Origin of the sequence: Massilia sp. LjRoot122 (genome assembly GCF_964252725.1) — a bacterium.
GTDB lineage: Bacteria > Pseudomonadota > Gammaproteobacteria > Burkholderiales > Burkholderiaceae_D > Telluria.
This window is the reverse complement of the sequence record NZ_CAXUPB020000001.1, coordinates 4404575-4419156: the sequence shown is the minus strand read 5'-3', so window position 1 is coordinate 4419156 and position 14582 is coordinate 4404575. Positions and strand designations below refer to the sequence as shown.

The 14582-nt window shown below is 69.5% G+C and carries 10 protein-coding genes; 5 read left to right on the top strand and 5 right to left on the bottom strand.

The features are described from left to right. Nucleotides 1-5: 5 nt before the first annotated feature. The 5 genes from nirB to ACSQ25_RS19310 all read left to right on the top strand — a co-directional run bounded on the left by nirB (nucleotide 6) and on the right by ACSQ25_RS19310 (nucleotide 9206). Entirely contained in the window at nucleotides 6-2540 is a 2535-nt protein-coding gene (gene nirB, locus ACSQ25_RS19330) for a nitrite reductase large subunit NirB (protein WP_436107286.1), read from the top strand. 16 nt (nucleotides 2541-2556) lie between these two features. Continuing rightward, nucleotides 2557-2904, top strand: coding sequence for a nitrite reductase small subunit NirD (nirD, locus tag ACSQ25_RS19325; protein WP_436107285.1), 348 nt, complete (start codon nucleotides 2557-2559; stop codon nucleotides 2902-2904). Continuing rightward, complete coding sequence (locus ACSQ25_RS19320; RefSeq protein ID WP_436107284.1) at nucleotides 2889-4112, top strand: NAD(P)/FAD-dependent oxidoreductase; 1224 nt, start codon at nucleotides 2889-2891, stop codon at nucleotides 4110-4112. The genes nirD and ACSQ25_RS19320 overlap by 16 nt, the downstream gene beginning before the upstream one ends. Continuing rightward, on the top strand, nucleotides 4112-6793 hold the full coding sequence (locus ACSQ25_RS19315; RefSeq protein ID WP_436107283.1) for a molybdopterin-dependent oxidoreductase: 2682 nt from the start codon (nucleotides 4112-4114) through the stop codon (nucleotides 6791-6793). The genes ACSQ25_RS19320 and ACSQ25_RS19315 overlap by 1 nt, the downstream gene beginning before the upstream one ends. 133 nt (nucleotides 6794-6926) lie before the next feature. Further along, nucleotides 6927-9206 carry an ATP-binding protein gene (locus ACSQ25_RS19310; protein ID WP_436107282.1) on the top strand — a complete coding sequence of 760 codons (2280 nt, stop codon included), beginning with the start codon at nucleotides 6927-6929 and terminating at the stop codon, nucleotides 9204-9206. Nucleotides 9207-9223: 17 nt separating this feature from the next. Here the strand turns inward: ACSQ25_RS19310 and ACSQ25_RS19305 are convergent, their stop codons facing one another. The 5 genes from ACSQ25_RS19305 to ACSQ25_RS19285 are packed head-to-tail and all read right to left on the bottom strand — an operon-like array spanning nucleotide 9224 to nucleotide 14556. Next, on the bottom strand, nucleotides 9224-10924 hold the full coding sequence (locus ACSQ25_RS19305; RefSeq protein WP_436107281.1) for a hypothetical protein: 1701 nt from the start codon (nucleotides 10922-10924) through the stop codon (nucleotides 9224-9226). 36 nt (nucleotides 10925-10960) lie between these two features. Continuing rightward, nucleotides 10961-12379, bottom strand: a complete 1419-nt coding sequence (locus ACSQ25_RS19300) for a glycosyltransferase family 2 protein (RefSeq protein ID WP_436107280.1) — start codon at nucleotides 12377-12379, stop codon at nucleotides 10961-10963. Continuing rightward, entirely contained in the window at nucleotides 12376-13443 is a 1068-nt protein-coding gene (locus ACSQ25_RS19295; RefSeq protein ID WP_436107279.1) for a HEAT repeat domain-containing protein, read from the bottom strand. The genes ACSQ25_RS19300 and ACSQ25_RS19295 overlap by 4 nt, the downstream gene beginning before the upstream one ends. Beyond that, nucleotides 13418-14167 carry a YaiO family outer membrane beta-barrel protein gene (locus ACSQ25_RS19290; RefSeq protein WP_436107278.1) on the bottom strand — a complete coding sequence of 250 codons (750 nt, stop codon included), beginning with the start codon at nucleotides 14165-14167 and terminating at the stop codon, nucleotides 13418-13420. The genes ACSQ25_RS19295 and ACSQ25_RS19290 overlap by 26 nt, the downstream gene beginning before the upstream one ends. After that, on the bottom strand, nucleotides 14164-14556 hold the full coding sequence (locus tag ACSQ25_RS19285) for a response regulator transcription factor (RefSeq protein WP_436107277.1): 393 nt from the start codon (nucleotides 14554-14556) through the stop codon (nucleotides 14164-14166). The genes ACSQ25_RS19290 and ACSQ25_RS19285 overlap by 4 nt, the downstream gene beginning before the upstream one ends. Between the last annotated feature and the right edge of the window lie 26 nt (nucleotides 14557-14582).

Genomic DNA, 14582 nt, shown 5'->3' with positions numbered 1-14582 from the left:
GAGCAATGCATATCGTCGTCGTCGGCCACGGCATGGTGGGCCATAAATTCGTTGAAACCCTCGCAGCCAGCGGAGACCCTGACCTGCGCGTCACGATCCTGGGCGAAGAACCGCGCCCGGCATACGACCGGGTCCACCTGTCCGAATTCTTTGCCGGGAAAAGCGCGCAAGACCTGTCGCTGGTGGCGCCCGGCTTCTTCGAGAACCAGCAACTGTCGCTGCGCCTCGGCACCCGCGTGGTCGGCATCGACCGCGAAGCGCGCCAGGTCACCCTCGCGGAAGGCGCGCCGGTCAGCTACGACAAGCTGGTGCTGGCCACCGGCTCCTATCCCTTCGTGCCGCCGGTACCGGGATCGGACCGCAAGGACTGCTTCGTCTACCGCACCATCGAAGACCTGGAAGCGATGAGCGAATGCGGCGCCCGTTCGCGCACCGGCGTGGTGGTCGGTGGCGGCCTGCTCGGCCTGGAATGCGCCAAGGCGCTGCGCGACCTGGGCCTGCAGACCCACGTGGTCGAGTTCGCGCCGCGCCTGATGGCGGTGCAGGTCGACGATCCGGGCGCGCGCGTGCTGCGCAACAAGATCGAAGAGCTGGGCGTGCAGGTGCACACCCAGAAGAACACCCTGGTCATCGCCGACGGCGAGGAGGGCACCCACCGCATGCAGTTCGCCGACGGCAGCCACCTGGACACCGACATGATCGTGTTCTCGGCCGGCATCCGTCCGCGCGACGAGCTGGCGCGCTTCAGCGGCCTCGCCCTCGGCCAGCGCGGCGGCATCGTCATCGACGACGCCTGCCTGACTTCCGATCCGCACATCTACGCCATCGGCGAATGCGCCCTGTGGCAGGGTCAGCTGTTCGGCCTGGTGGCGCCGGGCTACGACATGGCGCGCACCGCGGCGAAGCACATCCTGAACGGCGAAGGCAGCTTCAGCGGCGCCGACATGAGCACCAAGCTGAAACTGATGGGCGTGGACGTGGCCAGCATCGGCGACGCGCACGGCGCCACCAGCGGCAGCCGCAGCTACCAGTTCCTCGACGAGCGCAAGCAGGAGTACCGCAAGATCGTCACCTCCAGCTGCGGCAAGCAGCTGATCGGCGCCGTGCTGGTGGGCGATGCCTCGGCCTACGGCGAACTGCTGCAGATGATGCTGAACGGGATCGCGCTGCCGGAGTCGCCCGAAGTCCTGATCCTGCCGCAGCTGGACGGCGCGGCGCGCCCGGCGCTGGGCGTCGACGGGCTGCCCGCCAGCGCCCAGATCTGCTCCTGCAACGACGTCTCGAAAGGCGCGCTGTGCGAGGCGGTGGCGGGCGGCGCCGGCTCGATCGGTGCGCTCAAGAGCTGTACCAAGGCGGGTACCGCCTGCGGCGGCTGCGTACCCCTGATGACCCAGGTGATGAACGCCGAGCTGACCCGGCTGGGCGTGGCCGTCAACGACCACCTGTGCGAGCACTTCGCCTGCTCGCGCCAGGAGCTCTACCACCTGGTGCGCGTGGAGGGCATCCGCAGTTTCGGCGAGCTGATCGCACGCCACGGCAAGGGCCTCGGCTGCGACATCTGCAAGCCGGTGGTCGCGAATATTCTCGCCTCGGCCTGGAACGACTTCGTGCTCAAGCCCGAGCACGCGAGCCTGCAGGATTCGAACGACTACTTCCTCGGCAATATCCAGAAGGACGGCACCTATTCGGTGGTGCCGCGCATGCCGGGCGGCGAAGTGACGGCCGACGGCCTGATCGCGGTGGGGCAGGTGGCCAAGAAGTACGGCCTGTACACCAAGATCACCGGCGGCCAGCGGGTCGACCTGTTCGGCGCCCGCCTGGAGCAGCTGCCGAACATCTGGGAAGAACTGATCGCAGCCGGCTTCGAATCCGGCCACGCCTACGGCAAGTCGCTGCGCACCGTGAAATCCTGCGTCGGCTCGACCTGGTGCCGTTACGGCGTCGGCGACAGCCTGGCCTTCGCCATCGCGCTGGAGAACCGCTACAAGGGCCTGCGCTCGCCGCACAAGATCAAGTTCGGCGTGTCCGGCTGCACCCGCGAATGCGCCGAGGCGCAGGGCAAGGACGTCGGCCTGATCGCCACCGAGAAAGGCTGGAACCTCTACGTCTGCGGCAACGGCGGCATGAAGCCGCGCCATGCGGAACTGATCGCCTCGGGCATCGATGATGAAACCGTGGTCAAGCTGGTCGACCGCTTCCTGATGTTCTACGTGCGCACCGCCGGCCGCCTGCAGCGCACCAGCGTGTGGCGCGAGAACCTCGAGGGCGGCCTGGATTACCTGAAACAGGTGGTGGTCGAGGACAAGCTGGGCATCGCCGCCGAGCTCGAGGCGCAGATGCAGCACGTGGTCGACACCTATGCCTGCGAATGGAAGGAAGCCGTCACCAATCCGGAAGTGCGGCGCCGTTTCCGCCACTTCGTCAACAGCGAAGCGGTCGACAGCAATGTCGTGTTCGTGCCGGAGCGCGGCCAGATCCGCCCGGCCAATCCGGAAGAGCGACGCGGACGCGTCATCCCGATCGCCGCCAGCGCGGCTTGAACTCAAGGAGAAAACCATGCACCGTGACCTGCAGCTTCAGAACTGGACCGCCATCTGCGCCCTCGACGAGATCGTGCCCGACACGGGCGTCTGCGCCCTGGTAGACAATCGCCAGGTGGCTGTGTTCCGCGTCGGCGGCGCCGAGCCGCGCGTTTTCGCCATCGACAACTTCGACCCCAACGCCCAGGCAGCCGTGCTGTCGCGCGGCCTGGTCGGCAGCATCGGCGAGCGCATCGTCGTCGCATCGCCCATCTACAAGCAGCATTTCGACCTTCACAGCGGCGAATGCCTGGAAGCCCCCGAGCATTCGGTGGCCAGCTACCCGGCCCGCGTGGAAGGAGGCAAGGTATGGATCGCTCCATAAAACCCAGGCTGGTCGTGGTCGGCAACGGCATGGCCGGCATGCGTACCGTCGAGGAGTTGCTCAAGCTCGACGCGGACATGTACGACATCACCGTGTTCGGCGCCGAGCCGCGTGTTAACTACAACCGCATCCTGCTCTCGCCGGTGCTGGCCGGCGAGAAGCGGGCCGAGGACATCGTGCTGCACACCCGCGAATGGTATGCGGAGCACGGCATCGTGCTGCACGCCGGCGATCCGGTGGTGGCGATCGACCGCAAGCGCCGCATCGTGCGTGCCCGTTCGGGAGTCGAAGTCGCTTACGACCGGCTTCTGCTGGCGACCGGATCCAGCCCCTTCATCGTGCCGGTGCCGGGGTCGACCCTCGAGGGCGTCATCGGCTTTCGCGACCTCGACGACGTCGAGGTGATGCTGGCCGCGGCCCGGCGCGGCGGCAGCGCCGTCGTCATCGGCGGCGGCCTGCTCGGGCTGGAAGCGGCCAACGGCCTGCTGCGGCAGGGCATGCAGGTGACCGTGGTGCACCTGACGAACAGCCTGATGAACCAGCAGCTCGACCCGCAGGCCGCGCTGCTGCTCAAGCTGGCGCTCGAACGGCGCGGCCTGCGCATCCTGCTCGGCGCCCAGACCGAGACCATCCTGGGCAACGGCAGGGTGGAAGCGATACGCTTCGCCGACGGCCTCGAAGTGCCGGCCGACCTGGTCGTGATGGCCGCCGGCGTGCGCCCGAACGTGGCGCTGGCCCGCGAGGCCGGCCTGCACGTCGAGCGCGCCATCGTGGTCGACGACACCCTGCAGACCTACGACCCGCGCGTGTACGCCGTGGGCGAATGCGTCCAGCACCGCAAGGCCACCTTCGGCCTGGTGGCGCCGATCTGGGACCAGGCGCGCGTCTGCGCGGCCCACCTGGCTGGCCTCGGGCACCGCCGCTACGTGCAGCAGGCCACCGCGACCAAGCTGAAGGTGACCGGCATCGACCTGTACTCGGCCGGCGACATCGTCGGCCTCGAAGGCAGCGAAGACCTGGTGCTGCGCGACCGCCATGCCGGCGTGTACAAGCGCCTGGTGCTGGCCGGGAACCGCGTCACCGGCGCGGTGCTGTACGGCGACGTGTCCGACGGCCCCTGGTACTTCGACCTGATCCAGCGCGGCGCCGACGTGTCGACTTTCCGCGACCGGCTGCTGTTCGGCCCGGCCCTGTGCGAGGCTGCCTGATGAATGCACCCATGATTCCGATCGCTTCGGCGGTCCGCACCACCTGTCCCTACTGCGGCGTCGGCTGCGGCATCAAGGCCACTCCCATGGCGGACGGCGCCCTGATCGAGGGCGACCCCGATCACATGGCGAGCCGCGGCCGCCTGTGCGTCAAGGGCTCGGCGCTGGGCGAGACGCTCGGCCTGGACGGGCGCCTGCTGGCCCCCGCCATCCGCGAGGAGGGCAGGCTGCGTAGCGCGAGCTGGGACGAAGCGCTCGGCAAGGTCGCCTCCAGCTTTGTATCCATCATCGCCGAGCACGGCCCGGACGCGGTGGCGATGTATGTCTCGGGCCAGCTGCTGACCGAGGATTACTACGTCGCCAACAAATTCATGAAGGGCTACGTCGGCAGCGCCAACATCGACACCAATTCGCGCCTGTGCATGTCCTCGGCGGTGGCCGGCCACAAGCGCGCCTTCGGCGAAGACCTGGTGCCCGGCTGCTACGAGGACTTCGAACTGGCCGACCTGGTCGTGCTGGTCGGCTCGAACACGGCCTGGTGCCACCCGACCCTGTTCCAGCGCATCGCCAAGGCCAAGGAAGCGCGCCCGTCGATGCGCATCGTCGCGATCGACCCGCGCCGTACCGCCACCTGCGAACTGGCCGACCTGCACCTGCCGGTCAAGGCCGGTACCGACGTCTGGCTGTTCAACGGCCTCCTTACCCACCTGGCGCGCGCCGGCGCCGCCGACCATGCCTTCGTTGCCGCCCACACGGATGGCCTCGACGCCGCACTGGAAGTAGCGGCCGGCTGCGCCGACATCGCCTCGGTCGCCCGTACCTGCGGCGTCGATCCGCACAAGCTGGCCGAGTTCTACGACATGTTCGCCGCGACCGGTAAAGTGGTCACCGCCTTCTCGCAGGGCGTCAACCAGTCCTCGAGCGGCACGGACAAGGTCAACAGCATCATCAACTGCCACCTGCTCACCGGCCGCATCGGCCAGCCGGGCATGGGGCCGTTCTCGCTGACGGGCCAGCCGAATGCGATGGGCGGGCGCGAAGTGGGCGGCCTCGCCAACATGCTGGCCAGTCACCTCGACCTGGACAAGGCGGCCCACCGCGAGGCCGTGCGCAGCTTCTGGGATTCCCCGCGCATCGCCGACAAGCCCGGGCTGAAGGCGGTCGACCTGTTCCGTGCGATCGAAGCGGGCAAGGTCAAGGCCGTGTGGATCATGGCGACCAACCCGGTGGTCAGCCTGCCGGACGCCGACCAGGTGAAACGCGCGCTGCAGCGCTGCGAAATGGTGGTGGTATCGGACATGAGCGGCGCCACCGACACCGCCGCGCTGGGACACGTGCTGCTGCCCGCCCTCGGCTGGGGCGAAAAGGACGGCACGGTCACCAATTCCGAGCGCTGCATCTCGCGCCAGCGCGGCTTCCTGCCGGCGCCGGGCGAGGCAAGAAGCGACTGGCAGGCGATCTGCCAGGTCGCGCAGCGCATGGGTTTCCGCGGCTTCGATTACGAGGGCGTGCACCAGATCTTCGACGAGCACGCCCGGCTCTCGACCTGGCGCAACGAGGCAGGCGAGCTCCCGCGCGCCTTCCGGATCGACGGCCTGGTTGGCATGGACCGCGCCGCCTATGACGCGCTGGAGCCGCTGCAATGGCCGGTCCTGCGCCGCCGCGAGGGCACTGAGCGCCTGTTTGCCGACGGCCGCTTCTCCCACCCCGACGGCAAGGCGCGCTTCGTCGCGACCGCGCCGCGCGCGCCGGTGCACGCCCCCGGCGGCGAATTCCCGCTGGCGCTGAACACCGGGCGCCTGCGCGACCAGTGGCATACCATGACCCGCACCGGCAAGTCGCCGCGCCTTGCCGGCCACGCTCCCGAACCCTTCGTCGACCTGCATCCGCACGACGCCCTGCTCAGCGGCGTGCGCGAGGGCGAACTGGCACGCGTCACCAGCCGCTGGGGCGCGATGGTGGCGCGGGTGGCGCACAGCGGCGGCATCGCGCGCGGCGCCGCCTTCGTGCCGATCCACTGGAACGGCCAGACCGCCTCGGATGCGCGGGTCGGCGCCGTGGTCAATCCGGAAGTCGACCCGGTCTCGGGCGAACCCGAGTTCAAGCACACGCCGGTGCGCATCGAACCCTTTGGGGTGGCCTGGCACGGCTTCATCTTGAGCCGTGAAGAGCTGGACCTCGCACGCGTGGCCCACTGGACGCGGGTGCGCGGCGCGGGTTTCATACGGTATGAACTGGGCGGGCGCGAGGCGGTCTCGCCGGAGTGGGCGAAAGTGCTGTTGGGTGGGGCGGACGAGGACGCGGACTGGATCGAATACCAGGACAAGTCGGAGGGCATGCTGCGCTGCGCGCTGCTGGTCGATGGCCGCCTGCAGGCCTGCCTGTTCGTGTCGCGCCGGCCGGACCTGCCGGCCCGGAGCTGGCTGGGCGGCCTGTTCGTTCAGGACGAAGTGTCGGCCAAGGACCGGGCGACCCTGCTCGCCGGGCGTCCGCCGGTGCAGGGTCTCGATCCCGGCCCGACGGTGTGCTCGTGCTTCGGCGTGGGACGCAATACGATCTGCAGTGCGATCAAGGAGCACGGCCTGCTGGACGCCGCAGGCGTGACCGCCTGCACGCGCGCCGGCGGCAATTGCGGTTCCTGCCTGCCGGAGATCCGGCAACTGCTGGCGCTGGACCGCTAGCTCGCAGCCAGGCCCAGCGCGCTGGCCTGTTGCGGCAAGCCCTCAGTTCCCGGCGAAATGCTCGGGACCGGGCCGTCCAGCAGCGTGACTGTGTTACGCTGACGCAACTATTCCCGTTGCGGGCTTGCTGCACATGCTTTTTCTTCGATCGATCCAGCCCCGCCGGCGCGGGCTTGGCGCCTGGCTCGCGCTGGCGTTTTCCCTGTTGACCGTCATCCTGACCCTGCTGCTGGTCGAGGTCGTGGAGCGCGCCTCGACCGAACAGGTCAAGGACAGTATCGGCCATGGTCTCGGCGAGCTGGCGCACCAGACTGCCGACAAGCTCGATCGTGGCATGAGCGAGCGCTACCGTGAAGTCAGCCTCATGGTGCGCCGGCGGACCCTGCGCGACGCAAGCGTCTCCACGGACGAGCGGCGCCAGGTCCTGACCGATATCCAGCAAACCTACGGCTATTACGACTGGGTCGGCCTGACCGGCCTGGACGGCCGGGTGATCGTCGAGGCACGCGGCCTGCTGGAAGGAGTCGACGTGTCGCAGCGCCCCTGGTTCAGGAACGCCCTGGCCGGCATTCACGTCGGCGATGTGCACGAGGCGGTCAAGCTGGCCAAGCTGCTGCCCGGCGAGAACGGCGAGCCGCGCCGCTTCGTCGACGTCGCCTTCCCATTCACGGGCTTGGACGGCAGTACCGCCGGCGTGCTGGGCGTGCATCTCTCGTGGCAATGGGCACGCGACGTTGAACGCTCGATCATCGCGCCGGTCCAGCAGCGTGGGCGAGTGCAGGCGCTCATCGTGAGCCGCGAGGGCGTGGTGTTGCTGGGGCCCCCAGGGCTGCAGGGCCGGAAGGTCGCCACGCCCAGCCTTCGGCTGGCCCAGCAGAAGCGCACCGGCTTCGTGGTCGAGCAGTGGCCGGACGGCCAGTCCTACCTGGTTGGCTACAGCGCGACCGTGGGGCGGGGCAGCTACCCGGGCCTGGGCTGGACCGTCCTGGTGCGCCAAAACATCGACGACGCCTATGCGCCGGTGCGGCTGCTGCGTGCGCGGGCGCTGTGGAGCGGCGCCGCGCTGGCAGTGCTGTTTTCGATCGCCGGCCTGCTGGTGGCGCAACGCATCACGCGTCCGCTTGGCGCGCTGGCTGCATCGGCCGAGCGCCTCGGGCGCGGCGAGGCCGGGGAGCTGGTGCCCAACGCAAAGGATTATTTCGAGGTGGAAGCGCTCTCCACCACCATCAACAGGCTGGTGGCCGACCTGGTCCAGCAGCGGGCGGCCTTGCGCGACCTCAACGCTACACTCGAAGAGCGCGTCGAAGAGCGAACCGCCGAACTGGAACGCGCGCTGGATGCCGTACGCGCCAATGAGCAGCGCATCAACGCCATCGTGGAAGCGGCCCAGGACGCCTATATCGCGGTCGACCAGCGCGGCATGATACTCGACTGGAACCATGCGGCCGAGCGTATGTTCGGCTGGCGCCGCAGCGAAGTGCTTGGCTGGCCGCTGGCTGAACTGGTGCTGCCGGAACGGCACCGCGCCAGCCTCGGAAAGGCCTTGCACAACTTCCGCCAGGGCATCCGCCCGCCGATGCTCGACGGCCGCTTCGAGCGCACCGTGATCGACCAGTCCGGCCGCGATTTCCCCATCGAGATGACGACCGCCCTGGCCGGCGAAGGCGCGGACGCCTTCTTCAGCGTCTTCCTGCACGATATCTCCGAACGCAAGAAAGTCGAGCAGATGAAGAGTGAATTCGTGTCCACGGTCTCGCACGAGCTGCGCACACCCCTGACGTCGATCCAGGCCTCGCTGTCGATGCTGTCCGACGGTATGGCTGGCGAACTTCCCCCGGATGCGGCGCGCCTGACCGCCATCGCCAGCCAAAGCAGCGAACGCCTGATGCGGCTGGTGAACGACTTGCTTGACCTCCAGAAGATGGAAGCCGGACACATGGAGTTTGCGCGCGCGCCTCAGCGGCTGCTGCCGCTCGCCCGGCACGCGCTGGCGGCGATGGAAGCACAGGCCTCCCGGACCGGCGTCGTGCTCCGGCATGACTGGCAGGCCGAGGCCGAGCACTGCGCGGCCAGGATCGACCCGGATCGCATCGAGCAGGTGTTGACCAACCTGCTGTCCAATGCGATCAAGTTCACACCATCCGGCGGGGCGGTCACGGTGGGCCTGGCGCAGTCAGCAGGCAAGCTGCGCCTGAGCGTGGCCGACGAGGGACCAGGCATCGCGCCGGCCTTCCAGGCCCGTATATTCGAGCGCTTCGCGCAGGCCGACGGCGCCGATACCCGCACGCGCGGCGGCACCGGTCTGGGGCTGGCCATCAGCAAGGCGATCATCGAGGAGCACGGCGGCACGATCACCTTCCATACCGTGCCCGGCCAGGGCACCTGCTTCACCGTGGAGCTGCCGGCCGCCTGATCTGGCCAGGCCGCGGCTCAGCGCAGCCCGTGCAGCGCAATGCCGGCGAAACCCGGCCAGGCGCCGAAGTCGGCCTCCAGGCGCGGCAGCAGCGCGCGGAGCGCTGCACGGTCCCCATGAAAACTGGTGGCGGAACCGTCGATCGGCCGGGTGGCGGCCAGCCGGTATGGCTGGGCGCCCGGGATGGACAGCGGTTCGCGCAGCAGCGCCAGCACCGCATGGCCGCCGAGTTCGAGCAGCAGCATATCGCCCGCGCCGCCGGATGGACCGGCGCGGTAATGGCGCTCGGTCGCAGGCGCCAGCGGGCCAGCCTCGAGGGCGATGCGCACCCGCTTGCCATGCGCCGCGCCCCAGTCGAGGAAAGGAATGGCGAAGGCAACGATCTGGTCCGGCGCGGTGCGGTAGTCCATCACCGTGACGGCGTCGGCGCTGCGCGCCAGGGCGCCGAGCAGTTCGCGTTTGCCGGCCCACCAGAACGGCAGGACGAAATCGAGCGGAAGCTCGCCTGCGGCGGCGCGCAGCGCTGCGGCGGTGTCCAGGTAGTCGCGTTCGAGCCGGGACGGCGCCAGCACGTCCGGTGGCAGCAGGTAGGGCTCGATGTCGAACTGCAGGCTGGCCAGGCGCGCTGCCGGTGCCGCCGTCCTGTTGTAGCTTGCCAGCGCCCGCGCGCGGGCGGCGCCGGCGGCGCGCTCGGCCGGGAGCACCAAATGCGGGTCGCCCTCGACTGCGCTGACGGCAATGCCGCGCGCACCGGCGGCCTGCACGAACGCTGCCAGCGCCCCAGGTTCGCGCACCCGGTCGCCTGCGATCGGCACCGCGATGAACAGTTCGCCTACTCCTGCTTCCACGGCCCAGTCGAGCAGGGCGGCGCCGTGCTCGCGCCAGTCGCTGTGGTTCCAGACCCAGGTCGAGCGTGGCGCCGGCCGCTGCCGCGCTGCGGCAGGATCGGGCTCGAGCGCCAGTTCGCGCAGTTCCAGCGTGGCGGGACCAGCGGGACAGGCGAGTACGAACTGGCGCCAGCTGGCCCGTTCGAGTCCCGGGGGCAGCCCCAGGCGCAGGCTCGACTCCGCACCGGTCGCGCTGAGTGTTCCCATGTCGAGCGCGGTTTCGCGCGCCGCCTGTGCGGCGTCGGCGGCGCGCCAGGCGAACTGCCCGTGGCCAAGAAAGCGCAGCTGCATCGCTCCCCGCAGCAGCGGCAGCGGCCATGGCCCGCCCAGCAGCACGCCGGCGGGCCGGACGCCGGCCTGGCAGGCCACGTGCAGCCGTCCAGCTTCGAGGCGGGCCTGGACCCGCTCCTCGCTGCCGTAGGTCGCCACCCGCATGGCACCCAGCAGGTTGCTGCGGAGCGGCATGGCCGCGGGCGTGGCGGGCTGTCCGGGACGTTCGGGGAGCACCAGGGTCTGCTCGCGCACCACGAAGCGGCCGTCCTGCTGTTCGCCCTGCAGCACGATGGCGGCCGCGCCGCGCGCTTGCGGGCCCGGCGCGTGCAGGGACTCGACGCGGGCGCCGCCGAGCGCCAGCGAGCTGCACCCGGCTGGCGCCGGCCGGTCGGTGACGACGAAGCGCAGCGCGCTGCCGTCGGCGGCAGCCGCACTGGCCAGAATGGAACCCGGCGGCGGCGCCGCCGCCGGGCACAGGTGCAGGTAGGCGCAGTGGGCCGGACCCATGGGAATCAGCGACAGCAGGGGCAGCAGACGGCGCAGGATCGAGCGGGACATGCCGCTAGCGTAGCGCGCATGCGCCGGGAGCCGCGCTCATTTGCCGGCGCCGCTTTGCCAGTTGCCTTTGCGCCGCATCGCCCCCCAGCTCGATTCCTTCTGCATGGCCCAACGGTACAGGCCGGTCAGGCGCCAGACCGTGTTGAGCTGGCGGTAGCCGAAGTTTTCCAGGATCACGACGCCAGCCAGGGCCAGCAGCTGCTTGCCGCGCGGGTACAGGTGGAAGGACATCTCTTCCAGCAGCAGGCCGGAGGCCGACAGCAGGATGCCCATGCCGATGGCGACGAACAGGAAGGCGCTGAAGGCCTGCCAGGAAATCGCACCGCTGAAAAATGCGATCAGCATGAAGCCGTAGCCGCCCAGTTCGATCAGTGGGCCGAGCCACTCGAAGGCCAGCATGAAGGGAAACGCCAGCCAGCCGGGCACGCCGCCATTGCGCGACAGCGGCAGGCCCCAGTTGGCATTCAGGCTTTCGGCTAGGCCGCGCTGCCAGCGGATGCGCTGGTTCTTCAGCGTGCGCATGTCTTCCGGGGCCTCGGTCCAGCATACCGGATCGGGCACGAACTCGATCCGGTAGGGCTGGCGGCGCGCACGCAGCAGGCGGTGCATGCGCACCACCAGTTCCATGTCTTCGCCGATGGTGTCGACCCGGTAGCCGCCGGCCAGCACCACCGCGTCCTTGCGGAACACGCCGAAGGCGCCCGAGATGATCAGCATGCCGTTCAGCGAAGACCAGCCGAGGCGTCCGAACAGGAAAGCGCGCAGGTATTCGACCACCTGGAACATCGCCCAGGGATTGCTGGGCAAGCCGACCCGGGTCAGGAAGCCGCCGCTGACCTCGCAGCCGTTGGCGATGCGTACCGTGCCGCCGGTGGCCACCACGGTGGCGTCGCGCAGGAAGGGTTCGGTCACCTTGGCCAGGCTGTCGCGCTGCAGGATCGAATCGGCGTCGACGCCGCAGAACAGGGGATAGCGCGAGGCATTGATGCCGGCGTTGAGCGAATCGGCCTTGCCGCCGTTGACTTTGTCGATCACGCGCACGTTCGGGTAGCGCGTGGAGCGGTAGATCTGCCGCACCTCCTTGGTAGCGAGCTGGCGCCGGTAGGCTTCCGGGAAGGGCAGCAGGGCGAACTCGCGTTGCAGCACCTCGAGGGTGGCGTCCTTCGAGCCGTCGTTGATGACGATGATCTCGAACTCCGCGTAGCTCAGCTGCAGCATCGAGCGGATCGAGGCGGCGATGGTGGCTTCTTCGTTGTAGGCCGGGACCAGGATGCTGACCGGCGGCTCCAGCCCCGAGTAGGCGCGCGGCAGCTCGTTCAGGAACTGTTCCTCTCCCTTGCGGCGCAGGGCGCGCAAGGCGAACATGTTGAGCAGCAGGTAGCCGCCGTTGAGGGCAATGAAATACAGCAGTACGAACCAGGTCACCCAGGTGACGATGTCGGGATGGATGCTCATGCGGGGCTCCCCTCGGCCATGACCTGGGCCAGGATGTCGGCCGCGAAGCGGTCGGTCAGCGACGCGCGCAGCGCCTCCAGGTCGGCGCGGCTCAGGGCCGGCAGGTCGCGTAGCGCCTCGGCGGCGCGGTAACGCACCCACCAATGCGGATCGCCCAGCAGGCCGGCCAGGCGTCCGGCGTCGGCGCGTTCACCTACACGCCCGAGGGCGCGGGCGGCCTGTACCCGCACCTGCCAGTCCTCGTGCTCCAGCAGGGTACGCACCTGGCCGATGGTTTCCGGCGTGAGCACGCTGCGCAGCGCGGCGATGACCACCGGCACCGCCGGACTGGCCAGCGCCGCTCCCAGCACGCTGGGCGGCAAGCTCAGCCGCAGTGCCTCGGCGATGCGCAGCGCGCGCGGCAGCTTCGCTTCGCCGAGCGAGGGCAGAATCCGCGCCAGCGCAGCGGCGGCCGGCGCGCTGGCCTGCTGGAGGATGCCGGCCACGTGCGACAACGCCCAGTCTTCGCGCTCGATGAACATCGGCGTCAGGTAATCGGCGGCGGCCTCGGGATCGATCCGCACCAGCGCCCAGAGCGCGGTCAGCGACAGCGTATTGTCGGCGTCGGAGGACAGCTCCAGCAGGTCGGGCCAGGCGCGCCGTTCGCGCAGGTGGCCCAGCACCAGCGCGGCAAGCAGGCGCGCGGTGCGCGGGCCGCGCGCCAGCATCGCCAGCGCCTCTTCGTCCAGGCGCAGGCGACGCGCCAGCGCATTGAGAGTGTCGCCGGCTTCGCCGCGCACCGATCCCTGCAGGTGCACCCACAAGCGCAGGAAGGGCAGGCGGTCACCCGGCAACATGGGCGGCAGGCCAGTGCTGCCTTCGGCCGGCAGCTCGCCCACGACGGCGGCGTTGAGCACCGGCCGCCAGCGCGCCAGGACGACTGCCTCGGCGGCCTGGCGCCGGCGCAGCCGGACCCGCATGGCGACGATTTGCAAACTCAGCAGCAAAGTGAGCCCGAGCGCGCCCAGCCCGGCCCACACGGCCGCAGCGATGAACGGGTCAGAAAGCGTACTGGAGGCCGGCATTCATACCCTTGCGTGTGTACAGGCTGCCCTGGCGCACATAGCTGGCGCCCCAGGTAAGGGACCAGTGCGGATCGAACCAGTGGCGCCCGAGCAGGGCCAGCGAACGCACGTCGGTCAGGACCACGCTGCCCGGCACGCTGGCTGCCTCCTTGCCGCCGGCGGCGATGACGCCGACCGAATTGCGCTCTCCATAGTAGAGGTTGGCGCGCAGCTCGGCGCCGTGCGCGGTGGCCCCGAAGGCGCGCGTCGGCCGCCATCCCAGCATGACGCTGTAGCGGCCAATATAGTGCTCCAGCGCGAACTGGTAGCCGTTGACGGTGGCGCTGTCGTAGCTGCTGGCGCGGGCGCCGCCGTGCAGCAGCCAGCGCGGTGCGAATTCGTATTGCAGCGCCGCGCCAAGGGAGCGGCGCGCCAGCACCCGGTGTGTGGGGCTGGCGTTGGCGTCGACGGTGGCGGTCAGCGCCGCCGAGAGTGGCAGCGTGGCGCTGGCGGCAAACTGGCTGTCGTGCAGGCCGAAGCGGTGCACGTCGGCCACCGACAGGTCGAGCAGCTGGCGCGGTGCGAAGCCAAGCTGGACCCCGGCCGTGCTTTCCCTCCAGGCTGGGCTGCCGTTGCTGAGGTGTTCGGTGGCGCCCGCAAGGCGCAGGCTGGTGTCGGCGCCGGCGGCGGGGGCGGCCAGCGCCGCCAAGGCCACCAGGGCGGCCGTGGACGCGCCCCGGTTCATGCCCGCACCGTCAGGTAGCGCCGCACCCGCGCCAGCAATTCGTTCGGCTGGAACGGCTTGATGACGTAATCGTTGGCGCCGGCGTCGAGCGCGCGCACGGTGTCGCGCTCGGTATTCTTGGCCGTCAGCATCAGTATCGGAACGCCGGACCAGCCGGCTTGCTCGCGGATGATGCGCACCAGCTCGAAGCCGTCGATATAGGGCAGCATTACATCCAGCAGCACCAGGCCGGGTGGGCTGGCGGCGGCGATATGGGCGGCGGCGGCGCGACCGTCGGCCAGGCGGGTTACGCCATAACCCTGTCGTTCCAGCATGAAGCTGAGCACCTGGGCGATGTTTTCGTCGTCTTCCACGACCAGAACGCTCGACGGAACTTTATCGTTATTCATCTGATTCAAAAATACTATAAGGAACG

Bases quoted from the DNA above. Each gene is read 5' to 3' on its own strand.
- ACSQ25_RS19285 (WP_436107277.1), bottom strand. From the start codon at position 14,556: ATGAATAACGATAAAGTTCCGTCGAGCGTTCTGGTCGTGGAAGACGAC.
- ACSQ25_RS19300 (WP_436107280.1), bottom strand. From the start codon at position 12,379: ATGAGCATCCATCCCGACATCGTCACCTGGGTGACCTGGTTCGTACTG.
- ACSQ25_RS19315 (WP_436107283.1), top strand. From the start codon at position 4,112: ATGAATGCACCCATGATTCCGATCGCTTCGGCGGTCCGCACCACCTGT.
- nirB (WP_436107286.1), top strand. From the start codon at position 6: ATGCATATCGTCGTCGTCGGCCACGGCATGGTGGGCCATAAATTCGTT.
- ACSQ25_RS19295 (WP_436107279.1), bottom strand. From the start codon at position 13,443: ATGCCGGCCTCCAGTACGCTTTCTGACCCGTTCATCGCTGCGGCCGTG.
- ACSQ25_RS19290 (WP_436107278.1), bottom strand. From the start codon at position 14,167: ATGAACCGGGGCGCGTCCACGGCCGCCCTGGTGGCCTTGGCGGCGCTG.
- ACSQ25_RS19310 (WP_436107282.1), top strand. From the start codon at position 6,927: ATGCTTTTTCTTCGATCGATCCAGCCCCGCCGGCGCGGGCTTGGCGCC.
- ACSQ25_RS19320 (WP_436107284.1), top strand. From the start codon at position 2,889: ATGGATCGCTCCATAAAACCCAGGCTGGTCGTGGTCGGCAACGGCATG.
- ACSQ25_RS19305 (WP_436107281.1), bottom strand. From the start codon at position 10,924: ATGTCCCGCTCGATCCTGCGCCGTCTGCTGCCCCTGCTGTCGCTGATT.
- nirD (WP_436107285.1), top strand. From the start codon at position 2,557: ATGCACCGTGACCTGCAGCTTCAGAACTGGACCGCCATCTGCGCCCTC.